The sequence below is a fragment of the Lentzea sp. NPDC059081 genome (genome assembly GCF_042738015.1).
Classification (GTDB): domain Bacteria; phylum Actinomycetota; class Actinomycetes; order Mycobacteriales; family Pseudonocardiaceae; genus Lentzea.
This window is the reverse complement of the sequence record NZ_JBHYGW010000020.1, coordinates 120,609-143,219: the sequence shown is the minus strand read 5'-3', so window position 1 is coordinate 143,219 and position 22,611 is coordinate 120,609. Positions and strand designations below refer to the sequence as shown.

Genomic DNA, 22,611 nt, shown 5'->3' with positions numbered 1-22,611 from the left:
GGGGGGGGGGTGGGGCGGGGGGCGGGGGGGGGGGGGGGGGGGGGGGGGGCAGGGAGGAGTTCGTGGGGGGAAAATTGGTTGGGGGGGGGCGGGCTTTGTGTTCCGCCCCCGCCCGGTCAGGCGTTGCGCACTTCAGCTATGGCGATTACTTGGTCTGCCACTCGTTGGCGTTCCACAGCGCGCCGTAGTAGCTCTGGAAGTACACGCGGTCGAGTCCCTTGAAGGCCCACATGTTCGGCATCTGGAACAGCGGCAGCGAACCGTAGGAGTTCGCCAGCGCCGAGTCCGCCTCGGACCAGTACTTCAGGGAGTCGGCGATCGCGGTCTGCGACACGGCCTTCTTCATGGCCTCGTCGGCCGCCGGGACCGTCAGGTTCTGCCAGTTCTGGCCACCACCGGTCTCGTAGATCGACTTCTTGCCGCCCTTGAACGGCGAGCCGGACCACGCGAACAGCGCGACGTCGTAGTCACCCGCGGAGACGCGCTCGTCGAGGAAGTTCGGGTCGGTGTCGTCCTTGATCTCGATGCCGGCTTCCTTGCACTGGCCCTGGATCAGCTCGACGGTCTGCTTGCGGCGCGGGATGTCGGTGTGGCTGATGCGGAAGGAGGCACGCGTGCCGCCCTTCGCGAACACGCCGTCAGCACCCTGGGCCCAGCCCGCGTCGGACAGGATCTTCTTGGCGGCGGCCGGGTCGCCCTTGGCCTTGTCGCCGTAGACGTCCTTGTAGCCCTCGTCCTTCGGGAAGAAGATCAGGCTGCCCATCGGCTTGGCGTCGGACTGCACCTCGCTGATGAGCTTGTCGATGATGTCCTGGCGCTTGACGCACATGAAGAACGCCTTGCGGATCTCCTCGTTGGCCAGCACCGGGTTCTTGAACTGGATGTCGAGGTGCTCGAACGACAGGCCGGGGCCCGCGCCGAACGTGACGCCCTGGGCGTTCAGGCCCTTGAGCTTGGTGGCCGCGTTCGCGTCCGGCTGCGCGAAGGAGTTGACGGCGAGCTCACCGTTCTCCAGCGCCTGCGCCTGCGCGACGGGGTCCGGGATCGCCTTGAGGATGATCTTGGCGGGACCGCCGGGCTTGCCGGGCCACTTCGGGTTGCGCTCCAGCGTCACCGACTGGTTCGGCTCGAAACCGGTGAGCACGTAGGTGCCCGCACCCGGCATGAGCTCCTTGGTGAAGCCGTTCCACTTCTCGTTCCAGAAGTCAGCGGCCTTCTGGATGTCGGCGGGCGCGGAGTCCTTGTTGAGCTTGGTGATGTCCGCGATGCCGGCGTTCTTCTCGAGGATGTGCGCCGGGAGGACGTCGTTGTTGAACATGTCCTCGTAGTCCGGGTACGGGTCCGAGAACGTGCCGACGAACGTCTGGTCGTCCTTGCACTCACCGGTCATCAGGTCGTACCCGGTGGTGCCGGCCGGCTTGAAGTACTTGCTGCCGTCGGCCTTCTTGGACGAGTTGCTCTGCGTGAACCACGCCATGTAGAAGTCGTCGCAGTCCCAGGCCTCGCCGTCGGACCAGGTGACGCCCTTCTTCAGCTTCCAGGTGACGACCTGCGGAGACTTCGAGGTGACCTCGACGGACTCCATGACGTCCTTGTTCAGGATGACCTTGTTGTTGCCGTTCAGCAGGTGCGCACCGGGCTGCACGAGCGTCAACGCGAACGTGTTGTAGGACTGGTTGGCGTCCTCGGTCGCGTTGTTGTACGAGGTGAACGGCTTGTCGGTCGAAACGACGACCTGGTCACTCTGCTTCGTCTCCGGCGCGGTGTAGCCGTCTGCCGACTCACCGCGGGCGGTCGCCATCTCCGCGACGGTGGCGTCCCCACCGTCGGCGTCGCTGGTTCCGCCGCCACCACCGCAGGCTCCCAGCACGAGAGACGCGCTGGCAACCAGCGCGATCGCCGGAAGTGCTTTGGATCTCCTCATCGACACGTGCCCTCCTAGCACTGGGCGGCCAAGGCCAGGTCGGCAAATGCACGCCCATAACCGTGATGTGCCATACGCGCCCCGAACCGGCACATCGTGGGCAGCACGGTAGAAACCCGGTGAGGTGGCGGTCACTACCTGAGAGGGCGATCGTGACCCAATGGAAACAGGTCGTAGCGCGCCGCAATGGCCCGATTACCGGGCGCCAATGTTCGTTGACCGGGCGAGGAGAATTCTGTCAACGACGGCGGCCGAAAGTAGCAACGCCGAGTCGCTGTCCGCAACGGATTTCCCACCCGTTGGCTACTTGTCGAGCCGCCGCCATTCGGGTGCCCCGCTGAGCACGCCCGCCAGGGGTGCCCCGGTGTCGACTCCCGAAACCGACGGGAGCACTCCGAGCAGGTCGACGACCTGGAAGAGCGGCACCGCGACGGCCTGCGCGGCGATCAACGGCTCGACCCTGGCCAGCGCGTCGCTCAGCAGCACCTTGCCGTTGAGCGCGGCGTCGATGTCGGCCTGCACCGCCGGGTCGCAGAACCCGGCCGGGTTGACCGGACTCGGCGTGGCCCCGTCCGGAGCGTCGCCGGCGCACCCGTAGGCGCTCGCGAGCCCGGCCGCCGAGTCACCGGCGTCGACCCGCGGCACGACGGCGATGTCGACGTCCTTCTCGGTGAGCTGCTTGCTGAACAGCTCCTCGGCGTTCGGTGTGACGACCTCGGAGTCGATCCCGCGCTCGGCGAGCTGCGCCTTGACCCGGTTGGCGAGGCCGGCGTACGGCTCGACCTTCTCGGGCGCGGCGATGCGGAGCTTGAGCACCTTGCCGGCCTTCTGCCACTGACCGGTCCCGGTCTTGGCGTAGCCGGCCTCGGTGAGGAGCTGCTCGCTGGCGGCGGCGTCGAGCGTGTTGCCGGTGATCGTCGCCCGGTAGCCGGTGCGGCTGGGCGGCACGACGTAGGAGTCGGCGCGGAACTGCGCGCTGGGCCCGTTCTGCGTCCCGGAGGCGATGAGCGCGTCCCGGTCGAGCGCGGCCACGACGGCCTTGCGCGTGGTGACGTCGGCGAGCTGCTGGCTCACGGGCCGCAACAGCACCTGCACGACCTCGTTGCGCGGCACGGGCTTCGTGACGAGGTCGCCGATCCCCTTGAGCACGTTCACGTCCGCGGCGTCGGCCCGCAGCAACGCGGCCTGGTTGTCGCCTTTGGACAGCGACTCGGCCATGGCGCTGTGCGTGGCACGGCGGATGACGACCCGGTCCAATGTGGTCGGCACCTCCCAGTACCGGTCGCTGCGCTCCAGCACGACCTCACCGCGCGGCTCGTCGAGGCTGCGCATCTGGAACGGCCCCGCGGTGGCGGGAAACCCGGTCGCCAGCACGTTGGACCACGTGCCGGGCGCGTCCTTGAGCAGGTGCGCCGGCAACAGGTTCGCGAAGAGGCTCCGCCACCCCGGGAACGGCTTGCCGAACGCGACCTCGACGACCTTGCCGCCCTCGCGCGCGCTGATGTTGTTGATGAGCCTGTAACCCGACGGATCCACAACACCGGGCTCGACCCTCATACGCTGCCAGAGGTAGTAGAAGTCCTCGGCGGCGATGGGCGCGCTGTCCGACCAGCTGGCGTCCTTGCGGATCGTGTAGGTGACGGTGAACGGCTCGGCCTTGGTGACCTTGGCACTGACCATGAGGTTCCGGTCGAGCTGCGGCGCGCCGTCCTGGCCGGTGCGGAACGCACTCGGCAGCAGCAGAGAGCTGAGCGCCGTGGTAATCGGGCTCTGGGCCGCGAGGGCGTGCGGGTTGTAGCCGCCGGCCACGTCGTCCACGCCGACCACGATCTCGGTGACCTTGGGTCCCGTGGTGGTGATGACGGGAGCCTCGGACTTCGGGACCAGGGGTGGAGGCGGCGCGTTCGTGCACGCCGCGGCCGCACCGCACAGAACCGCGGCCAGCACTCCCCCGAGTCGCCTCATGTTCCTCACACTGCCAGAAGGATGGTGGTGGCGTTCGGGCAACCCAGGTTTTGTCACCCGCGCCACTGTGGGTGACGTGTGGTGCGGTGGTGGGGTTGCTTGCCCTGGTGGGTAGTACGGCTCACCTGGACGGGTGGTTCGGGGGGCGTGCCTGTTTCAGCGTGGCCATTGTGGTCGGGTTCCAGCGTGGTTGCTCTGGGCGGTTGGGTGCCTGTTCCAGCGTGGGCGTGCACCTCGGACGAAAGACTGGGTACATCGCCGCTCCGCGACGATTGCGATTGGGGCTTGACTTCGGGGCCCTTGCGAGGCGCTCAGTCGGCCGGAAAAGGCCGGATGCTTCGCACCCGGCCGATCCACTAGTGGTAGCACCTCGCACCCAAAGTCAAGCCCCAATCGCCAAACCACGAGTGGGTTTACCGCTACCCATCTGGGCAAGGTCTGCACGGCTCGCCTTCGGCATCGCGGTCGCGAGTGCGTGGGGGGTTGTTACTGCTCGCCTTCGGCATCGCGGTTGGAAGTGCGGGGGTTGTTACTGCTCGCCTTCGGCATCGCTTGGGGCCTCGGCTTCGCCATTGGCGTGTGTGGGCTGTTCGGCGCCTCAGGCGTTTCCGGTGCGGCCGGAGTGTCAGACCTCATCGGTACGTTGGGTCGCGGGGGAGCCTGAACCCAGGGGGACCCTTGCGCCAGCCTGCCCGTCGGCTCTGCCCAGGTGTTGTCTCCGCAGCGCTTCCCCGCCTCACGCTTCCCCGCCTCACGCCTCCCGGCCTCGCTCAGCCGCGATCTCTCCCCAGCCCGGCCGTTGCCTTCCCCCTGCCTCGCCCGACCGCCGCCTCTCACAGCCCCGCCTCGCCCAGCCGCAGCCGCCCAGTTCCCGGCCCGCAGCCTCCCCGGCCCGCACCCCACGCCGCCGTTCCGACACCCCGGCCGCCTCCCTGCCCACGCCACCGGCCCCTGACACGACGAAGGGCGGCTGGGCCGTTGGCCCAGCCGCCCTGTCAGGCGTGCGTCGGTGTCAGCCGCGCTGCTTCAGGCGCGAGCGCTCGCGGCCTCGCAGGTTGGCGTCCAGCGTCACCTTGCGGACTCGCACGACCTCCGGCGCGACCTCCACGCACTCGTCGAAGGCGCAGAACTCCAGCGCCTCCTCCAGCGAGAGCTTGCGGGGGCGGGCCAGGGTCTCCATCACGTCGGCCGTGGAGGAGCGCATGTTGGTGAGCTTCTTCTCGCGGGTGACGTTGACGTCGAGGTCCTCGGCGCGCGGGTTCTCGCCCACGACCATGCCCTCGTAGGCGTCGGCGCCCGGCTCCACGAAGAAGGTGCCGCGGTCGGCCAGCTGGATCATCGCGTAGGCGGTGATCGAGCCGCTGCGGTCGGCGACCAGGGAGCCGTTGTGGCGGGTGCGGATCTCGCCCGCCCACGGGCCGTAGCCCTCTGAGACGGCGTTGGCGATACCGGTGCCGCGGGTCTCGGTGAGGAACTCCGTGCGGAAGCCGATCAGGCCTCGCGACGGGACCACGTAGTCGAGCTTGATGCGGCCGGTGCCGTGGCCCGACATGTTCTCCATGCGGCCCTTGCGGTTGGCCAGCAGCTGCGTGACGGCGCCCAGGTGCTCCTCGGGGCAGTCGACGGACAGGCGCTCGAACGGCTCGTGGACCTTGCCGTCGACCGTGCGGGTGACCACCTGCGGCTTGCCGACGGTCAGCTCGAAGCCCTCGCGGCGCATCTGCTCGACCAGGATGGCCAGCGCCAGCTCGCCGCGGCCCTGCACCTCCCAGGTGTCCGGGCGCTCGGTCGGGAGGACGCGCACGGACACGTTGCCGATCAGCTCGGAGTCCAGGCGGGTCTTGAGCATGCGGGCGGTGAGCTTGGTGCCGCCGTTGCGGCCGGCGAGCGGCGAGGTGTTCACGCCGACGGTCATCGAGATCGCGGGCTCGTCGACCGTGATGCGGGGCAGCGCGACCGGGGCCTCGGCGTCGGCGAGGGTGTCGCCGATCGTGATGTCCGGGATGCCGGCGATGGCGACCAGGTCACCCGCGCGGGCGATCTCGGCAGGCTGGCGGTCGAGGGCCTCGGTGATCAGCAGCTCGGTGATGCGGACCTTGACGGGCTCGCCGTTCTCGCGGCACCACGCCACGGTCTCGCCCTTGCGCAGCGTTCCCTGGTGGATGCGGCAGAGTGCGATGCGGCCGAGGAACGTCGAGGCGTCGAGGTTCGTGACCAGCGCCTGGAGCGGTCCGTCGACGTCGACGTGGGGGGCGGGGATGTGCTCGAGCAGCACCTGGAACAGGGTGTCGAGGTTCTCCTCGTCCGGCAGGCCGCCGTCCTCGGGCTGGGTGAGCGACGCGCGACCGGCGCGCGCCGAGGCGTAGACGACCGGCAGGTCCAGCACGGACTCGTCGGCGCCGACCTCGGTCGCCAGGTCGAGCAGCAGGTCGTGGGCTTCCTCGACGACCTCGGAGATCCGGGCGTCGGGGCGGTCGACCTTGTTGACCAGCAGGATCACCGGCAGGCCGGCGGCCAGGGTCTTGCGCAGGACGAACCGGGTCTGGGGCAGCGGCCCCTCGGAGGCGTCGACCAGCAGGACGACACCGTCGACCATCGACAGGGCGCGCTCGACCTCACCGCCGAAGTCGGCGTGGCCGGGGGTGTCGACGACGTTGATGATCACGTCGCCGTCCGGCGTGTGCCTGCGCACCGCCGTGTTCTTGGCGAGGATCGTGATGCCCTTCTCACGCTCGAGCTCGCCCGAGTCCATGACCCGGTCGACGAGCTCGGCACGGGCGGAGAAGGCGCCGGACTGGCGCAGCATGGCGTCGACCAGCGTGGTCTTGCCGTGGTCGACGTGCGCGACGATCGCAACATTTCGCAGGTCAGTGCGCGTCTGAAGGGCAGACGCGGTGGCCGTGGGCACGCAGAACTCCTAGAGCTTCGAAGGCGTTGGAGGGGCTCGCGCCGGACACTTCGATGCGCAGGGCCGTTTTTGATAGTACCGCCCGCGTCGGCATTACCACACAAGAGTGCCTAGTGAAGTGAGCCTCACCTACTCTAGCTACAGGTCTCGGAGTGGAGAGCAACCAGTGGGTAAAAAGCTCAAGAAGAAGTGCTGCCGTTCGACCCCCCGGTGCAAGCGCTGTCCGGTTCCGTTCCTGCTCAAGGAGCGTGACAAGGCCCGCAAGAAGGCGGCGAAGAAGGCCGCGAAGGCCGCCAAGAAGGCCCTGAAGGCCGCTTGAGAACCGAGGTCCGCACCTACCTCGACACCGCGCTCGGCCTCCTCGAGCGTCACTCGATGGAGAGTTCCGGCGCCGATTGGGCCGCTCTTCGTGCTCAAGCTCACTCTTCCGGCGCCGACGCGCGGGGGCCTGAGGACGTCTACGACGCGATCCGCCAGGTGATCGCCGCGCTCGGCAACCCGCACACGCACCTGATCACGCCGCGCCGGTCGGGAACGCGACCCACCGCATCCGTTCCAACCGGTCGGTTGATCGAGACGGCCGGATGTCTGGTCCTGCCCCAGACCGACTCCCGCAACGGCGGCACCTACGTCTCCGCGGGCCTGAAAGCCGTCCGCGACCTCCTCGCCGGGCGACCGGCCGGGTGGGTGGTCGACCTGCGCGGCAACCGCGGCGGCGACATGCACCCGATGCTCACGGTGGTCGCCCCGCTGCTCGGCGAAGGCGTCAGGGGCAAGTTCGTCGGCCCCCACGGCGAGACGGCGTGGGGCATCAGGCGACGACACCTCTACCACGGCACGAGGCGGACGTTCCGCTGGCGACGGATCCCCGCGGCGACGAACCGACCGGTCGCGGTGCTCACGGACCGCCGCACGGCGAGCTCCGGCGAGGCCGTGCTGATCTCGTTCCTGGGCGCGGAGGACGTCCGGACCTTCGGCGAACCGACGGCCGGCTACGCGACGGCGAACCAGGCGTTCGCGCTGCCCGACGGCGCGCGGCTCGCCATCACCACCGCGCACATGGCCGACCGCACCGGCCGGACGTACGGCAACGCCCCGATCGCCCCGGACGTGTTCGTCGGCAGCGACGAAGCGCTCGGCAAGGCGGTCGAGTGGCTCGGAACGCGGGCCTAGTGCTGGAGCACGGCCTCGTTCAGCTTCAACAGCTCGGGCGCCGTCCTGGTCGCCTCGAACTCGCAGATCTCGTACTTCACCAGCTTCTGCTCGGCCCACGGGTCCGTGGCGAGCAGTGCCTCCAGCTTGCCCCGGGGCATGGGCCGCGTGATGATCACGCCGCCCGTCCTCGGCACCTGACGCCCCGAGGCGAGGAACAGTCCTCGCTCGTACTGCTTCTCGACCCACTCGCGGTGGTCGGGGAGGGCGTAGTCGATCTGTTCCAGCGGCGCGGCGTACTTCAGCAGCACGATGAACATGCCTTGACGGTAGCCCTATGCTCGGGATCGTGCGCACGATGAACTCCTTCTGGTGGGCCGCTTTCAGGCGGCCGGAGTAGCTGTGCGCAGAAGTCACCACTGACGCGAACGCTGGCCGCCCGAGACGGGCGGCCTTTTCGTGCGTTTCGTCCGGGCGGCCCCTTCCTCGAAGGGACCAACCATGATCCGGCTCTCGGCCATCACCCCCTCCGGCCAGGTCCACCTGGGCAACTACCTTGGCGCCCTGCGGACGTGGGCCCGGGAGGGCACTCAGGACGACGTGTACTTCATCAGCGACCTGCACGCGATGACGTCCTCGCACAACCCGCAACGCCTGCGATCCATGACGCGCGAGCAGCTCGCCGTGCTCGTGGCGTCCGGCATCGACCCGGCCAGCGTGTGCGTGCAGAGCGACCTGATCAGGGAGCTGGGGGCGCTCAACTGGGTGCTGGAGTGCACGTGCACCTACGGCGAGGCGGCGCGCATGATCCAGTTCAAGGAGAAGTCGCTCGGGCGCGACTCCGTGCGGCTGAGCCTGCTCACCTACCCGGTGCTGATGGCGGCGGACATCCTGCTGCAGGGCACGTCGGAGGTGCCGGTGGGCGAGGACCAGCTCCAGCACGTCGAACTGGCCAGGGCGCTCGCGCGGCGCTTCAACCACGGGTACGGCGATGCGTTCATCGTGCCGACGGCGGTGGTGCCGAAGGTCGGCGCGCGCATCAAGGACCTCGCGGACCCGGCGCGCAAGATGGACAAGTCCGCGCAGAACTCCACCGGGGTCGTGTTCGTGCTCGACGAGCCGGACCTGGTGCGGCGCAAGGTCCGCAGGGCCGTCTCGTCGACCGAGGGCATCGCGAACCTGACCGAGATCCTGGCCTCCTGCACCGGCAAGGAGCCCGAGGACCACACGAGCAGGTTCGCCGACCTCAAGAACGTCGTGGCGGAGGCGGTGATCGAGGAGCTGCGGCCGGTGCGCGACCGCACGCTCGAGCTCCTCGCCGACCCGGCGGAGCTGGACCGCATCCGCCAAGCGGGCGCCGAACGGGCCCGTGAGCGGGCGCAGCACCGGCTGACCGCGGCGCTGCGCCTGTCCGGGCTCAGTTGAGGAGCGCCTGAAGGGCCGGCACCAGCGCCCGGTCGGCGGGCAGCCAGTCCACGCCGGGCAGCTCGTCGGCGGTGCACCACCGGACGGCGTTGTGCTCCAACGCCTCCGGCTCACCGTCGACGAGCTCGGCCGCGAAGATCCGCAGCACCAGGTCGCGGCGCAGCGGCACGTCCGGCCCGACCTGCGCGCCGACGGCCACGGTCACCCCGAGCTCCTCGACGCACTCGCGCACCAGCGCGTCCTCGGGCTTCTCGCCGGACTCGACCCGCCCGCCGGGCAGTTCCCACTGTCCCGCATGGCTTTCCGGGTACGACCGCTGCTGCGCGAGCAACCGTCCATCCCGGACGACGGCCGCCCCGACGACGACCCGCGCCCGGGCCAGCTCACGGCACCGCGCTGCCAGCAACGCCGAGCGCTTCTGCAGCACCCGCAACGCGATCCCGCGCGCCACCGTGACGTCCGCGAACCGCCCGAGCACGCCGCGCACGGACTTCCAGCCGACCCGGTCGACCACCATCGTCCCCGCTCCGGTGACCACGAGATCCGTGTGCAGCTCGAGAAAATCCCCCTCGGCCGACACACCGGACAAATCAGCGCGCGTCACGGTGAGCCGCACCCCGAACGGCCCGGTGAGCACGTCTCCCAGGCACAGCAGCGGTCCCGGGACCCGCACACCGAACCCGCTGATCAGCGCGGTGTCCAGCAGGGCACCGGCGACAGCCGCAACAGGCGCGTCGACCAGCGCCGACGCTCGCAACTCTGGCACCGGAGTTGACTACCAGGACGGCCAGCGGATCTCCAAACGCGCACCACCGGCAGGCGACTCGGCGGCGAGCACGGACCCGCCGCGCCGCCGCACGAGGTGCGCCACGAGAGCCAGCCCGAGCCCGAACCCGCCGGACCGCCGCCCGCGGTCCTCCTCCACCCGGTAGAACCGGTCGAACACCTTGCTCCGGTGCTCGACGGGAATCCCGTGCCCGTCGTCGTCCACGAGCAGCCGCACGTCCCGCCCGACCGGCACCAGCGTCAGCGTGATCGTCGAGAACGCGTACCGGGCGGCGTTGCGCAGCAGGTTGTCCAGCACCAGCTCGACCTCGGACCGCGTCGCCGACACCAGGCACGCCGACGGCGGGGCGTTCAGGCGCACCAGCAACTCCGTGTCCAACCGGGAGATCGCCGCCTCCGCCTCCAGCACGAGGTCCACTGCTTCGGCCCGCGGCGGCGCACCCGTGTCGGCCCGCGCGAGGATCAACAGCGAGTCGACGAGGGCGCTGAGCCGGATCGACTCCTCGACCACCGACTCCAGCACCTCGATCGAGAAGTCCGGATCCGGGTGCGCCACGGCCACCTCGGCCTGCGCCCGCACCGACGCGACCGGCGACCGCAGCTCGTGCGCCGCGTCCCCCGTGAACCGCCGCAACCGGTCGGAAGCCTCGTCCCGCCGAGCCAGCAACGCGTTCAACGCCTCCGCCAGCGCCTGCAGCTCGTCTCGCGACGGCGGCACCGGCAACCGCTCCCCGTGCGGCAGCTCCCCCGCCGCCACCCGCATCCGCTCCACGGGCCGCAACGACGACCGCACGGCCAGCCAGGTGGCGATCCCCACCAGCCCGGCCACCAGCACGGCGGCCAGCGCGAGCCACCGCGTCCCGAGCGAGTTGGCCTTCTCGTACCCGAGCAACGTGCTGCCGTAGACCTCCAGCCGCGGCGACCCGTCCGAGGTGAACACCACCCGCCCGCGGAACCGGTACGCGGACGCACCGTCCACCCGCAACACGGGCTCACCCGACTTCAACGTCCGGATGTCCTGAGCCGTCAACGAAAGCGGCGGCAACCCGTCCACCGGTACCCCGGACACGTCGAGCACCCGAGGCGGCGCCTTCTCGAGCTCCTGGTCCACCGCCGAGATCTGGATGAGCCCGATCAACGCCGGCGCCAGCCCGGTGAACGCCACCAGGCACAGCAACGCCACCCCGGTCGCCACCACGGTGATCCGGAACCGCAGCGTGCGCCGCAACCACCAGCGGCGAGGGTTCACCTGTTGCCCAGCGCGTTGTCCAAGTCCGGAGTGGACGCGATGTACCCGTGCCCACGAATGGTCCGCACGACCTCCCCTGCCCCGACGGCGTCGAGCTTGCGCCGGAGGTACCCCACGTACACCTCCACCGCATTGCGAGTAGCGGCCTGCTCGTCCCCCCACACGGTCCGCAACAACTCGTCCTTGGTGACAACAGACCCAGCCCGAGAAGCCAGCACGTCCAGCACCGCGTACTCCCGCGGCGACAACGACACGTCCTGCCCACCCCAACTGACCTCGCGCAACCCGCGATCGATCACCAGATGCCCCAGCGTCAACCGCCGCCGAGCCCCACCCCCACGCCGCAACAGCGCCCGAACCTGCGCCACCAGCACCACGAAGCTGAACGGCTTGACCAGATACCCGTCGGCCCCGAGATCGAGCCCGTCGGCCTGGTCGATCTCCCCGTCCTTGGCCGACACCATCAACACAGGCGTCCGCACCCCGTCAGCCCGCATCCGCTGCAACACCCGGTACCCCGACAACCCCGGCAGCATGATGTCGAGCAACACCACGTCGAACGCCCCGGTCAACGCCACCCGCAGGGCAGTGGGCCCGTCAGAGGCGGTCACAACCTCCATGCCCTCGGCAGAAAGCCCGCGCTCCAACGCCCGGCGCACGCCGACTTCGTCGTCCACGACCAGCACTCGAGGCTTCACACGCACAGCATGCCCGCAAGGGCACAACACCGCCCGCAACCCCTCAGCCGACTCTCAGCGAAGCCGAAGGCGAGCACCGCGAAGGCGAAGCCGAGCACTCGCTTTGAGCCAAGAGCGCCCGCGGTGGGGTGCCCGTCACGAGTCGCACCACAGCTCTCGCTGCACCTGGAGGGGGATGTCAAACGGCCACGCTTTTCGGCCGTTTGACATCCCCCTCCAGGTGTGGCCAGCTCCTGGTGCGACTCGTGACGGGGACCCCACCGCAACGCAACCAAACTACGAAACCGGCAGCCGCCCAGCACAAACCGGCGTGCCATCAACCCGCCGAGGGCGCGGTAGCCCCCGATCAGATTGCCGGGGGTTCGGGGGCAGAGCCCCTGAGGGAAAGCACGCAACCGCAGCCTCGCCGCCCGCAAGGCGACCACCCGCAAAGGTCGCGGCACAGCAACCACCCGCAAGTCGACCACCCACACGCCCGAAAACCGCAAGCTGACGCAGGCGTCCCCCCGCAAGGAGGCCCCCTCGCAACCCAACCTACTCAAAGGGTCCGACAGAAACGGGCCACGAAAACCCAGCCACCCGGCCACCCGCCCCCTAAGGGTCACCGGCAATCCACGAAAAACGATCACTCAAAACCCACAAACCCGCAGCTAGACCCAGTCTCAGCACCATCTCAGCAACCTCCCCCCAAGCTGTAACCACAAGCCCTTGGAGGAGGGGACCACAAGATGAACAAGCGAAAGGTGACCCTGGCCGCGTCAGCAGCCGTGGTGGTCACCGGTGCGGCAGGCCTCAGCCTGCTCGCCATGCCAGCGGGCGCGGGCCAGCCGCCCTCACTTCCGCAAGTCTCCGCGGAAAGCCTCGTGGAGCAGGTCCTGACCAGCAAGCCGGGCGCGTTCGGCGGCACCGTGGAGGTCGACAACAAGCTCGGCCTCCCGCAGATCGCCGAGATCCCGCAGCTGGCGGACGGCAAGCACAGCGCGCGGATCTGGACCGACGGCAACGGCAAGCTCCGGCTCGCCCTGCCCAACGGCCAGTCCGAGCAGACCGTCGTCGACGACGGCACGACCACCTGGTCGTGGAACTCCGCCGACAACGAGGTCACGAAGTCCGAGCACAAGGGCGACAAGTCCCGGGGCGAGGACAAGAGCAAGGCGGTCGACCCGGCCAGTGCGGCCAAGGAGATCGTCGGGCTGACCAAGGAGTTCAGCGAGATCAGCGTCGACGGCACCGCCCGCGTGGCGAACCGGGCAGCCTACGAGCTCGTGCTGACCCCCAAGGCCAGTGAGAAGACGCTGGTCCGCGAGGTGCGGATCGCGGTCGACGCCGAGCTCAAGATGCCGCTGCGGGTCGCGGTGCTGACCAACGGCACGGCGGAGCCGGCCGGCACGGTCGGGTTCCGCGAGATCAACGTCGGCGCGCAGGACCCGAAGCTGTTCGAGTTCACGCCGCCGTCGGGTGCGAAGGTCACCACGCCGGAGGAGAAGGCCCAGCAGCGCGGCGAGAAGCCCGAGATGGGCATCGAGCAGGCTCTGCAGGGTGAGAACCCGCAGATCTTCGGCACGGGCTGGGACACGGTCGTCGGCGCGAGGATTCCCGCCCAGGCCATGACCCAGGTCCCGGCCGAGGCACAGGGTCTGGTGGACCGGTTCACCAAGAAGGTCAACGGCAGCTGGGGCAGTGGTCAGCTCTTCACGACGAAGGTCGCGACGGTGCTGATCGCCGACGACGGCCGGGTCGTCGCGGGTGCCGTGCCCGAGCAGGTGCTGTTCGACACGATCGGACAGGTGAAGTGACCACCTCGACCAGCGCGCCGGTGACAGCGCCGACCAAGAGCGCCGTCGCCGCGCGGACCAGGGGTCTGCGCAAGGAGTACGGGAGCACGGTCGCCGTGGACCGCGTGGACCTGGAAGTGCCGGAAGGTGCCGTGCTCGGCATGCTCGGCCCGAACGGGTCCGGCAAGACGACCACGATCCGGATGCTGCTCGGACTGGTCCGCCCCACGCAGGGGGAGATCGAACTGCTCGGCAGGCCGCTCCCGGAGGGCGCCGAGCAGTCGCTGCCGCACGTGGGCGCGCTGGTCGAGGGTCCGGGGTTCCACCCGTTCCTGAGCGGGCGGGAGAACCTCATCCGCTGTGCCGCGTTCGAGCCTCTGCTGCCGAAGAAGCAGATCAAGCAGGCCGTGGAGGACGCGATCGAACGCGTCGGGCTCGCCCAGGCGGCCCACCGCAGGTACCGGGGGTACTCGCTCGGCATGAAGCAGCGTCTCGGCCTCGCCGGGGCGTTGCTCGTGCCGCGCAAGCTGGTCGTGCTCGACGAGCCGACCAACGGGCTCGACCCGGCGGGCACGCGGGAGATCCGCAAGATCATCGCGGAGCTGCACGCGGCCGGCAGCACGGTGCTCGTGTCGAGCCACCTGCTGAGCGAGGTCGAGGCGACCTGCACGCACGTCGCGGTGCTGCACCGCGGCACCGTGGTGGCGCAGGGAGAGCTGACCGAGCTGCTGCAGGCGGGCGGGTCGGCGTTGCAGGTGATCACGCCGGACGTCGAGACCGCGCTCAGCGCGTTGCGGCAGGCGAAGATCTCCGCACGTCCGCTGGGCGAGGGCCTGCGCATCGAGCTCGCGGGGACGAGCGCGCCGCAGGTGATCGAGACGCTCGTCAGGGCGGGCGTCCAGGTCTTCGAGGCGACGCGGTGGAAGACGGGGCTGGAGGAGCTGTTCGCGCGGCTCACCGAGGCCGAGGAGGCCGAGCGCGGGATGTCCGCCGTGGACACCCTGGACGGGGGCTCGCGATGACCATGATCACGCGTCAGTTCGGTTCCGAGCTGCGGTGGATGCTGCGCAGGCCCCGCACGCTCATCGGGTTGTTCGGCCTGGCCCTGGTGCCGATCATCGTCAGCTTCGGCATCTGGACGGCCGGCGACGAGGGCGGCGGCGGGCCGGGGCTTGCGGCGATCCTGCAGGGCAACGGCCTGGTCGTGCCGATCTTCACGTTGTTCCTGTCGCTCAACCTGCTGCTGCCGCTGGTGGCGTCGATCTGGGCGGCGGACGGGCTCGCGGGCGAGGCCCAGCACGGCACGTTGCGTGGCCTGCTGGTCGCTCCGGTGTCACGGGTGCGGCTGCTGTTCGTGAAGCTGTTCGGGCTCGCCGCGATGTCGTTGCTCGCCGTCACGCTGATGGCGGTCGTCGGGATCATCGCCGGCACGGCGTTCCTCGGCACCGACGGCATGATGACGATCTCCGGCACGACGCTGGGCACCGCGGAGGGCCTGGTGCGCATCGCGTTGTTCATCGTGCTGGTGACGTTCCAGATGGTGTCGATAGGCGCGGTGGCCCTCGCGGTCAGCGCGACGACCGAGCACCCGCTGGTGGTGCAGGCGGCGACGATGACGACGATCATCGTGTTCCAGGTGCTGGGCCAGTTCTCGTCGCTGGACTGGCTGCACCCGTTCCTGATCACGACCGGGTTCCCCGGGCTGGTCGACGTGATGCGCGACCCGATCCCGTTCGACCAGATCTGGGACAGCACGCTGCTCGCCGGCTGCTACCTGCTGATCGGCACGGGCCTCGCGGCGATGCGCCTGATCACGAAGGACAACTAGCGCCGAGAAGAACTACCGCCGGAAGCCGCCTTCGCTGTTGATCACCTGACCGGTGATCCACCCGGCGTCGTCGGTGCAGAGCCAGGAGATCAGCCGGGCGGCGTCGTCCGGCTGACCCCAGCGCTTCAACGGCATCCGCTCGTTCACGAACGACGTGAGCTCCGGCCCCGCCCACCCCGTGTCGGTGGGGCCGGGGTTCACGGCGTTGACGGTGATCCCCCGGTCCGCCAGCTGGTGCGACAACGTCTCCACGACCGCGTGCAGCGCGCCCTTCGACGCCGCGTACGCCACCTCTCCCGGCATCGGACCGAGGTTCTGGCCGGACGTCATGAACACGATCCGCCCGCCGCTCTCGCCCTTCCAGTGCCGGGCAAACGCTTGCGCGAGCAGGATGGACGACCGTGTGTTCACCGCGTAGTGAGCGTCGAGCATGGCCGCGTCCAACTCGCGCAGCGCGCCGTCGAACCCGCTGCGCGCGTGGTTGCACACCAGGATGTCGACGCGTCGGTAAGCCTCGAAGACCGCGTCCACCAACGGTTCCGGCGCGTCCGGTGAGGCGAGGTCGACGCCCGCGTGCTCGACCCGGCGGCCCAGGCCCGCGATCACCTCGTCGATCGAGTCGGCGCCCCACTCCTGCGCCGCGTCGTGCGGCACGTGGTGCTGCACGAACAGGTCCGCGCCCAGCGATGCCAGCCGCGACGCGATCGCGTAGCCGATGCCCTGCCGCCTGCTCACGCCCGTGACCAGCGCGACCCGTCCCGCCAGAGGTCCCATGGAGATCGTTTCTAGCCGATCCGCGCGACCCCGTCGAGATCGATTGCCAGCCGCACCCGGTCGCCGATCTCGCTCATCGGGCCGACGGCCTCGTACTCCTCGCCGCCGATCTCCACGAGCATCCTGACGTGGTCGCGCCGGTGCACCCGCTCCAGCACCGTGCCCTCCAGCACCCCGTCGGGGTCGACCCGCAACGCCGTGGCGCGCAACCCGACCCGTTCGGCGTCCAGCCCCACGAACGAGCCGGGCACGAACCTGGTGCAGCCCAGGAACTTCGCCGTCTCCACGTCCACCGGTGACGACCACACCTCCGCCGGCGGCCCGACCTGCACGATCCGGCCGCGCGACATGATCGCGACCCGGTCGGCCAGCGTGAACGCCTCGTCGTGGTCGTGCGTCACGACCAGCGCCGTCGTGGCCGCCTCCCGCAGCAACCGCGCGAGGTCGACCGCGAGCTGCTCGCGCAACGCCCGGTCCAGCGCCGACAGCGGTTCGTCCAGCAGCACCAACCGCGGCGACGGCGCCAACGCCCGCGCCAGCGCGACCCGTTGCTGCTCACCGCCGGACAGCTGGGTCACGCGGCGGTCCGCGTACCCCTCCAGCCCGACCAGCTCCAGCAACGAGAGCACCCGCTTGTCGCGTTCTTCCCGCTCCACCCCGCGCATCCGCAGCCCGAACGCGACGTTGCCCGCCACCGTCCGGTGCGGGAAGAGCTGCCCGTCCTGGAACACCAGCCCGAACTCGCGCCGGTGCACCGGAACGCCCGCCAGGTCGGCGGAATCCCACCGCACCGCACCAGAAGAAGGCTTCTCCAACCCCGCGACCGTGCGCAGCAACGTCGACTTGCCGCACCCCGACGACCCGAGCAGCGCCACGACCTCGCCGTCGGCCACCGACAACGACACGTCCGACACCGCCACCGTCCGTCCATAGCGGACGGTGATCGAGTCCAGCTCCAGCGCCATCAGAACTCCCCGCTGCTCGGCACGCGCAGCCGTTCGACCAGCAGCACGCACCCGACCGTCACGACCATCAGCAGCGCGCACGCCGCGTAGGCCATCTGGCTGTTCAACTCACCGGGCCGCGACATCAGCCGCGCGATCACCACCGGCAACGTGGGCGCGTCCGGGCGCGCGAGGAAGCTCGTCGCCCCGAACTCCCCCAGCGCCACGACGTACCCGAACCCGGCCGCCGCGGCCAGCGAGCGCCCGGCCAACGGCAGGTCGACCTCGCGCCACACGCGGAACGGCGAGGCGCCCAGCGTCGCCGCCGCCTGCCGCAGCCGTTCGTCGACGGCCCGCAGCACCGGCAGCACCATCCGCACGATCAACGGCGTCACGACCAACGCCTGCGCCAGCGGCACGAGCATCGGTGACGTGCGGAAATCGCCCGGCAACGCGTCCATCGTGATCAGGTAGCCGAACCCGACGGTCACCGCGGAGACGCCCAACGGCAGCATCAGCGCGGTGTCGAGGACCTCGGCGAAGCGGCTCCCGGACCGCCGCAGCCCGACCAGCACCACCGCCGAGAACACCCCGACGACCAGCGCCACCAGGGTCGCGTCGAACGCCGTCCGCACCGAGTTCAGCGCCGCGTCGATCCCGGTCACCGCCAGCGTGCCGCGGTCGCCGCGGGTGTTCAACGCGACGTACCCGGCGAAGCTCCAACCGTCCCGTGTGGACAGCGAACGCGTCACCAGCCCGATGACCGGCGTCAGCAACGCCACCACGACGGCGACCGCGGCGGCCACGACGTACCACTCTCCGCCGGACGGCCGCCGCGCCAGCTCTTCCCTGCCGCGCAACGACAACGCGGTCTCCCGCCGGCGCCGGGCCAACGCCCCGAGCACCAGCACCGCGAGCACGGCCACGAACTGCAGCAGCGACAGGGCCGCCGCCCCGGACAGGTCGAACAGCTCGACCGTCCGCAGGTAGATCTCGGTCTCCAGCGTCCGGTACCGCGACCCGCCGAGCACCAGCACGACACCGAAACTGGTGGCGCAGAACAGGAACACGACGGCGGCGGCCGACCCGATCGCGGGTGCCAGCGCGGGCAGCACGACGGACACGAACGCCCGTGGCCGGGAAGCCCCCAGCGCGCGGGCCGCGTCCTCGGCCCGTCGATCGGTGTGCGCCCACAGCCCGCCGACGGTCCGCGCGACCACGGCGACGTTGAAGAACGCGTTGGCCAGCACGATCGGCAGCACCCCGCCGTCGGGCCAGAACGTCCGGAAAGCCAGGCCCACCACCACGGTCGGCAGCACGAACGGCACCATCACGGCCGCCCTGACCACCCCGAGCCCGCGCAACCGGCAGCGTGCCAGGACGAACGCCACGGGCAGCCCGGCGACGACGGCCACGATCGTCGACGCCAGTGCCTGCCCGAGCGTGAACCCGACCAGCTCCCACGTGTCGCCCTCGACGAGCGACTCCAGGACGCCGCCTTCGCGCAGCCCGAGCGACACGATCGCCACCACGGGCCACGCGAAGAACAACCCCAGGAAGGCCAGCGGCAGCAGTGACGCCGCCGACCACCCCGTGCGGGACGTCAGCCCTGCACCAGCTTGCGCCACTGCTCGACCCACGCTTCGCGGTTGCCCTTCACCTTGTCCGCGGGCAACGACTGCGGAGAGGTGGGCAGCGGCGCGTCCTTGGTCCACGACTCGGGCAGCGCGACGCCCTCGCGCGACGGGTAGACGTACATCTGCTCGGCCACCTGGGCCTGGAACTTCTCGCCCAGCAGGAAGTCGAGGACCTTCTTCGCGTCCTCGGGGTTCTTGGCTCCCGCCAGCACGCCCGCGTACTCGACCTGGCGGTAGCAGGTGTCCAGCACGGCCTTGGTCTTGCCGCCCTCCGCGGACGGCGACGACGCGTACGACACCACGATCGGCCGGTCGCCCTTGGTGGCCGAGAACTCCTGGTTGTAGGCCTCTTCCCAGCCGCTCACGACCTTGACGCCGTTGGCCTTGAGCTTGGTCCAGTAGTCCTGCCAGCCGTTCTCGCCGAACTTCGCGACCGTGCCGAGCAGGAACGCGAGACCGGGCGACGAGGTAGCCGGGTTCTCGACGACGAGCTTGTCCTTGAACTTCGGGTCGACCAGGTCCTCGTACGACTTCGGCTCGACGCCGCCGAGCTTGGCCGGGTCGATGTTCAGGCACACGTCGCCGACGTCGACGGCGTGCAGCTTGTTCGAGGTGTCCGCCTGGTAGCGCTGCGCGCCCTTCGACGCCTCCGGCGAGGCGTACTCGGCGAACACGCCCTCGCTCAGCGCCCGCGACGCGAACGTCGAGTCGACGCCGAACGCGATGTCGCCGATCGGGTTGGACTTCGTGAGCACCAGCTTGTTCGTGAGCTCACCGGCGTCCCCGCTCGCGAGCTGCTTCACGGTGATCCCGCTCGACTTCTGGAACTCGTCCAGCACCTCGGGCTTGACCACGAACGAGTCGTGCGTCACCAGCGTGACCTCGTGCGACTGCGGCGCGGTCGACGACCCGGCCGAGCACCCGGTCAGCGTCGCCGCCGCGACGAGGACAGCGAAAATCCTTCTCACGTCAAATCTCTCCCTACGCCGGTATGACCCGGATCAGGTGGACGGTCGAGGGCTTGCGAGCCCTCCTCTCAGCCCGGCGCTTCACCGGACTCCCGTGGCAAACGCGCAGCTTACGTGACGTGGTGGGACGATCAGGACATGGCCGAGCTGTTGAGCGACGATCAGTTGGACGACGTGCTGCCGAAACTGCCCGACTGGACCGCCCAGGACGCGTCCCTGGTGCGGACGGTGGAGCTGGAGAGCTTCGCGCAGGCGATCATGGTCGTGAACCGGGTCGCGGAGATCGCCGAGAACGACAACCACCACCCGGACGTCGACATCCGTTACAAGACACTGACATTCCGCCTGAGCACGCACTACAAGGGAGGAATCACCGCCCTGGACGTGACGCTCGCCGAGGAGATCGACGGAGTCCTGGACGCCCTGGCCTGATTCGGTCAGGACGTGCGCTGCCGTCGTTCACCCGCGTCGCCCTGGCGGACCACGACCAGGCGATGCTCGACCACTCCTCCGGTCGTACCGCAGCCTGAAGGCTCGGGCGTGCTCGACCGCGCCACCTACCTGCCGCTCGTGTCGAAGGGCTGGGAGGCGTTGCAGACCGGCCTGCTCAGCTGGACCGCGGCCCGCGACTCCTGGCGACCAGCCTCAGCCGGCGACTCGGCTGGTTTCGCCGTCGGCGGCTTCCTCGTCGCGGGGCAGCAGGTCGCCCTGCTGGCGCCGGGTTGCCAGGCCGATCGCGACCAGCGTGAGCAGGCCCGCCGCCGGATAGCCCCAGCCAAGGACGACGAAGACCCACGGCCGCGGGAAGTCCCAGATGTTCGGCTGGGCCAGCAGCAGGAACGAGATCAGGTAGCCGCCGGTCAGCACCACCCACAGACCGGCGGTGATCTTGCAGAGGAGGTGTCCGCCCTCGTAGACCAACCACAGCAGGGCGGGCACCATCCACACCCAGTGGTGGCTCCACGAGATCGGCGAGACCAGCAGGCCGAGCATCTGGACGCTGATGATCAGCGCCAGCACGTCCTTGGTCTTGCTCACGGCGAACCACGTCAGCGCCGCGGCCACGAGCACGGCGACGAGGTAGATCGGCCCGGTCTTGACGTCGTAGCCGACCGTCCGGCTCAACGCACCGCGCATCGACTGGTTGATCGCGCTGCCGACGGGCCCGACCCGGCTGGCGTCCCCGAGCAGCTGGAACCAGAACTTGTCCGACTGGGACGGCGAGATCGCCCATCCGATGCCATAGACCACGACAAAAGCGACGAACGACCACACGGCGGCCATCCACCGCCGCTGGATCAGGAAGAACAGCCCGGAGATCGCGGGCGTGAGCTTGATGCCGGCCGTGAACCCGACCCCGGCGCCGCCGACCCAGTTGCGCGCGCTCGCCAGCGTGCCGATCAGGATCGCGCACAGCACGAGGTTGATCTGGCCGTAGTTGAGCGTGGTGCGCACCGGCTCGATCCACAGCACCAGCGCGGTCCAGAACATCGCGCGGCGCGGGTCGTCCAGCTTCAGCAGCTTGAGGCTGGTGCGCACGATGAAGTACAGGCACGCCAGGCAGATGATCTGCCAGACCCACCGCGACGCCTCCCACGGGATCCAGCTCATCGGCGTGAAGATCGCTGCTGCGAACGGCGGATACGTGAACGGTAGCGGGAACACGTCCGCGTACTGGTCCAGCCGCCACTCGTAGAGGTCGCCGGAGAACAGGTGCGGCGACCCGTTGCGGTAGACCAGCAGGTCGATCATGGTCATCTTCGTCTGGAAGGCGACCATGAACAGGTGCCCGACCACCGACAACGCGAGCAACCACGGTGCTACGGAGAGCACTCGCGCTTCCACAGCACGGAGTTTCACCCCGAAAACGTTACCCGAGGCAACTTTTGTGGGTACCCGAGCGTCAAGTAGTCGGGAGATCGCTTCAAGGGGAGTTTTTCAAGTCATGTCTGCTGATGTCATCGTTGCCGTTGTCGCTGCTCTGGCCATGCTCGCCGTCGCCGCCGGCGTGTTCGCCGTCGCCGCCCGCACCAAGAACAGCTTGTGAGCGTTGCGACACAAGCGAAAGGGGGAGCCTCCACTGTGGAGGCTCCCCCTTTCGGGTTCAGAGCTGAGGTGCCGGTCGATCAGAAGTAGTGCGCGCGCCCGCCGACCGGCTTGCCCACCGCACCCAGGACGGCGAGGATCGCGCCGATCACCAGGAGCACCACGCCCAGCGTCGTCAGGATGCTGATACCGGCCAGCCATCCGACGACGAGCAGAATCAGACCGAGGACGATCATTCCAACCTCCAGGTGGGGAATCCTGTACTGGAGGTACCCCACGAAGGTCGGTACAAACCTCATCCGCTCAAGATGCCGAGATTCAGGAAATCATTGGAGCCCAATGCTTTCGTCGCCTCTGCTCCATTGGTGCAAACGGTTGCGCGGCGTGCCCTCGTGAGCGCGCGCAGTGACCGCCGAAGCGCCACATCAGCGACAAAAACGACGAAGGCCCCTGCTTGGCTGGAGATCTACCGGCGCTTGTAGGGGTCGACCAGCGTCAGCGGCGTCCGAGCCGCTTCCAGAGCCGCCTCCGG

The 22,611-nt window shown here is 69.5% G+C and carries 20 protein-coding genes and 1 riboswitch; of the genes, 7 read left to right on the top strand and 13 right to left on the bottom strand.

Translation table 11 applies throughout. The features are described from left to right. Nucleotides 1–145: 145 nt before the first annotated feature. The 3 genes from ACFWV3_RS33545 to typA all read right to left on the bottom strand — a co-directional run bounded on the left by ACFWV3_RS33545 (nt 146) and on the right by typA (nt 6,797). Nucleotides 146–1,924 carry an ABC transporter family substrate-binding protein gene (locus tag ACFWV3_RS33545; RefSeq protein WP_382417277.1) on the bottom strand — a complete coding sequence of 593 codons (1,779 nt, stop codon included), beginning with the start codon at nt 1,922–1,924 and terminating at the stop codon, nt 146–148. Nucleotides 1,925–2,227: 303 nt separating this feature from the next. After that, entirely contained in the window at nt 2,228–3,889 is a 1,662-nt protein-coding gene (locus tag ACFWV3_RS33540) for an ABC transporter family substrate-binding protein (RefSeq protein WP_382417275.1), read from the bottom strand. Nucleotides 3,890–4,901: 1,012 nt separating this feature from the next. Then, on the bottom strand, nt 4,902–6,797 hold the full coding sequence (typA, locus tag ACFWV3_RS33535; protein WP_382417273.1) for a translational GTPase TypA: 1,896 nt from the start codon (nt 6,795–6,797) through the stop codon (nt 4,902–4,904). A gap of 166 nt (nt 6,798–6,963) precedes the next feature. On the opposite strand from typA, the gene ACFWV3_RS33530 reads away from it, so the two are divergent. Beyond that, complete coding sequence (locus tag ACFWV3_RS33530; RefSeq protein WP_382417272.1) at nt 6,964–7,116, top strand: hypothetical protein; 153 nt, start codon at nt 6,964–6,966, stop codon at nt 7,114–7,116. Beyond that, nucleotides 7,113–7,970 carry a S41 family peptidase gene (locus ACFWV3_RS33525; protein ID WP_382417270.1) on the top strand — a complete coding sequence of 286 codons (858 nt, stop codon included), beginning with the start codon at nt 7,113–7,115 and terminating at the stop codon, nt 7,968–7,970. Before ACFWV3_RS33530 ends, ACFWV3_RS33525 begins: the two co-directional genes overlap by 4 nt. Here the strand turns inward: ACFWV3_RS33525 and ACFWV3_RS33520 are convergent. Next, nucleotides 7,967–8,269 carry a YciI family protein gene (locus tag ACFWV3_RS33520; RefSeq protein ID WP_382417268.1) on the bottom strand — a complete coding sequence of 101 codons (303 nt, stop codon included), beginning with the start codon at nt 8,267–8,269 and terminating at the stop codon, nt 7,967–7,969. The two genes, ACFWV3_RS33525 and ACFWV3_RS33520, sit on opposite strands and share 4 nt — an antisense overlap. A gap of 181 nt (nt 8,270–8,450) precedes the next feature. Here ACFWV3_RS33520 and trpS point away from each other — a divergent pair, with 181 nt between their 5' ends. Next, the gene (gene trpS / locus ACFWV3_RS33515; protein ID WP_382417266.1) at nt 8,451–9,374 is read left to right on the top strand and encodes a tryptophan--tRNA ligase; all 924 of its coding nucleotides are present in this window, start codon (nt 8,451–8,453) and stop codon (nt 9,372–9,374) included. Here trpS and ACFWV3_RS33510 read toward each other — a convergent pair. From ACFWV3_RS33510 to ACFWV3_RS33500, 3 genes are read right to left on the bottom strand one after another with little or no spacing between them, the layout of a single operon-like run. Beyond that, the gene (locus ACFWV3_RS33510) at nt 9,367–10,140 is read right to left on the bottom strand and encodes a (deoxy)nucleoside triphosphate pyrophosphohydrolase (protein ID WP_382417264.1); all 774 of its coding nucleotides are present in this window, start codon (nt 10,138–10,140) and stop codon (nt 9,367–9,369) included. The two genes, trpS and ACFWV3_RS33510, sit on opposite strands and share 8 nt — an antisense overlap. 9 nt (nt 10,141–10,149) lie before the next feature. Next, entirely contained in the window at nt 10,150–11,409 is a 1,260-nt protein-coding gene (locus ACFWV3_RS33505; protein ID WP_382417262.1) for a sensor histidine kinase, read from the bottom strand. Beyond that, a complete protein-coding gene (locus ACFWV3_RS33500) occupies nt 11,406–12,107 on the bottom strand; it encodes a response regulator transcription factor (protein WP_382417260.1) in 702 nt (233 codons plus the stop codon). The genes ACFWV3_RS33505 and ACFWV3_RS33500 overlap by 4 nt, the downstream gene beginning before the upstream one ends. Nucleotides 12,108–12,835: 728 nt before the next feature. Here ACFWV3_RS33500 and ACFWV3_RS33495 point away from each other — a divergent pair. The 3 genes from ACFWV3_RS33495 to ACFWV3_RS33485 are packed head-to-tail and all read left to right on the top strand — an operon-like array spanning nt 12,836 to nt 15,710. Beyond that, nucleotides 12,836–13,903, top strand: coding sequence for an outer membrane lipoprotein carrier protein LolA (locus tag ACFWV3_RS33495; protein ID WP_382417258.1), 1,068 nt, complete (start codon nt 12,836–12,838; stop codon nt 13,901–13,903). Further along, nucleotides 13,900–14,904: an ABC transporter ATP-binding protein gene (locus ACFWV3_RS33490; RefSeq protein WP_382417256.1), complete on the top strand. Its 1,005-nt coding sequence runs from the start codon at nt 13,900–13,902 to the stop codon at nt 14,902–14,904. Before ACFWV3_RS33495 ends, ACFWV3_RS33490 begins: the two co-directional genes overlap by 4 nt. Beyond that, on the top strand, nt 14,901–15,710 hold the full coding sequence (locus ACFWV3_RS33485; RefSeq protein ID WP_382417254.1) for an ABC transporter permease: 810 nt from the start codon (nt 14,901–14,903) through the stop codon (nt 15,708–15,710). The genes ACFWV3_RS33490 and ACFWV3_RS33485 overlap by 4 nt, the downstream gene beginning before the upstream one ends. Before the next feature lie 12 nt (nt 15,711–15,722). Here ACFWV3_RS33485 and ACFWV3_RS33480 read toward each other — a convergent pair whose 3' ends face one another. The 4 genes from ACFWV3_RS33480 to ACFWV3_RS33465 form a co-directional block, all read right to left on the bottom strand. Further along, nucleotides 15,723–16,484: an SDR family oxidoreductase gene (locus tag ACFWV3_RS33480; RefSeq protein WP_382417252.1), complete on the bottom strand. Its 762-nt coding sequence runs from the start codon at nt 16,482–16,484 to the stop codon at nt 15,723–15,725. 11 nt (nt 16,485–16,495) lie between these two features. Further along, on the bottom strand, nt 16,496–17,449 hold the full coding sequence (locus tag ACFWV3_RS33475) for an ABC transporter ATP-binding protein (RefSeq protein WP_382417251.1): 954 nt from the start codon (nt 17,447–17,449) through the stop codon (nt 16,496–16,498). After that, complete coding sequence (locus ACFWV3_RS33470; protein ID WP_382417249.1) at nt 17,449–19,056, bottom strand: ABC transporter permease; 1,608 nt, start codon at nt 19,054–19,056, stop codon at nt 17,449–17,451. The genes ACFWV3_RS33475 and ACFWV3_RS33470 overlap by 1 nt, the downstream gene beginning before the upstream one ends. Beyond that, nucleotides 19,032–20,033: a thiamine ABC transporter substrate binding subunit gene (locus ACFWV3_RS33465; RefSeq protein ID WP_382417247.1), complete on the bottom strand. Its 1,002-nt coding sequence runs from the start codon at nt 20,031–20,033 to the stop codon at nt 19,032–19,034. Before ACFWV3_RS33465 ends, ACFWV3_RS33470 begins: the two co-directional genes overlap by 25 nt. Further along, nucleotides 20,027–20,139, bottom strand: a riboswitch (TPP riboswitch). It overlaps the preceding gene by 7 nt. Before the next feature lie 32 nt (nt 20,140–20,171). On the opposite strand from ACFWV3_RS33465, the gene ACFWV3_RS33460 reads away from it, so the two are divergent. After that, nucleotides 20,172–20,465, top strand: a complete 294-nt coding sequence (locus ACFWV3_RS33460; protein WP_382417245.1) for a 4a-hydroxytetrahydrobiopterin dehydratase — start codon at nt 20,172–20,174, stop codon at nt 20,463–20,465. A gap of 213 nt (nt 20,466–20,678) precedes the next feature. Here the strand turns inward: ACFWV3_RS33460 and ACFWV3_RS33455 are convergent, their stop codons facing one another. Both ACFWV3_RS33455 and ACFWV3_RS33450 read right to left on the bottom strand, forming a co-directional pair. Continuing rightward, nucleotides 20,679–21,893: a mannosyltransferase gene (locus ACFWV3_RS33455; protein WP_382417243.1), complete on the bottom strand. Its 1,215-nt coding sequence runs from the start codon at nt 21,891–21,893 to the stop codon at nt 20,679–20,681. Nucleotides 21,894–22,159: 266 nt separating this feature from the next. Further along, nucleotides 22,160–22,315: a DUF6131 family protein gene (locus ACFWV3_RS33450; protein WP_089949693.1), complete on the bottom strand. Its 156-nt coding sequence runs from the start codon at nt 22,313–22,315 to the stop codon at nt 22,160–22,162. Between the last annotated feature and the right edge of the window lie 296 nt (nt 22,316–22,611).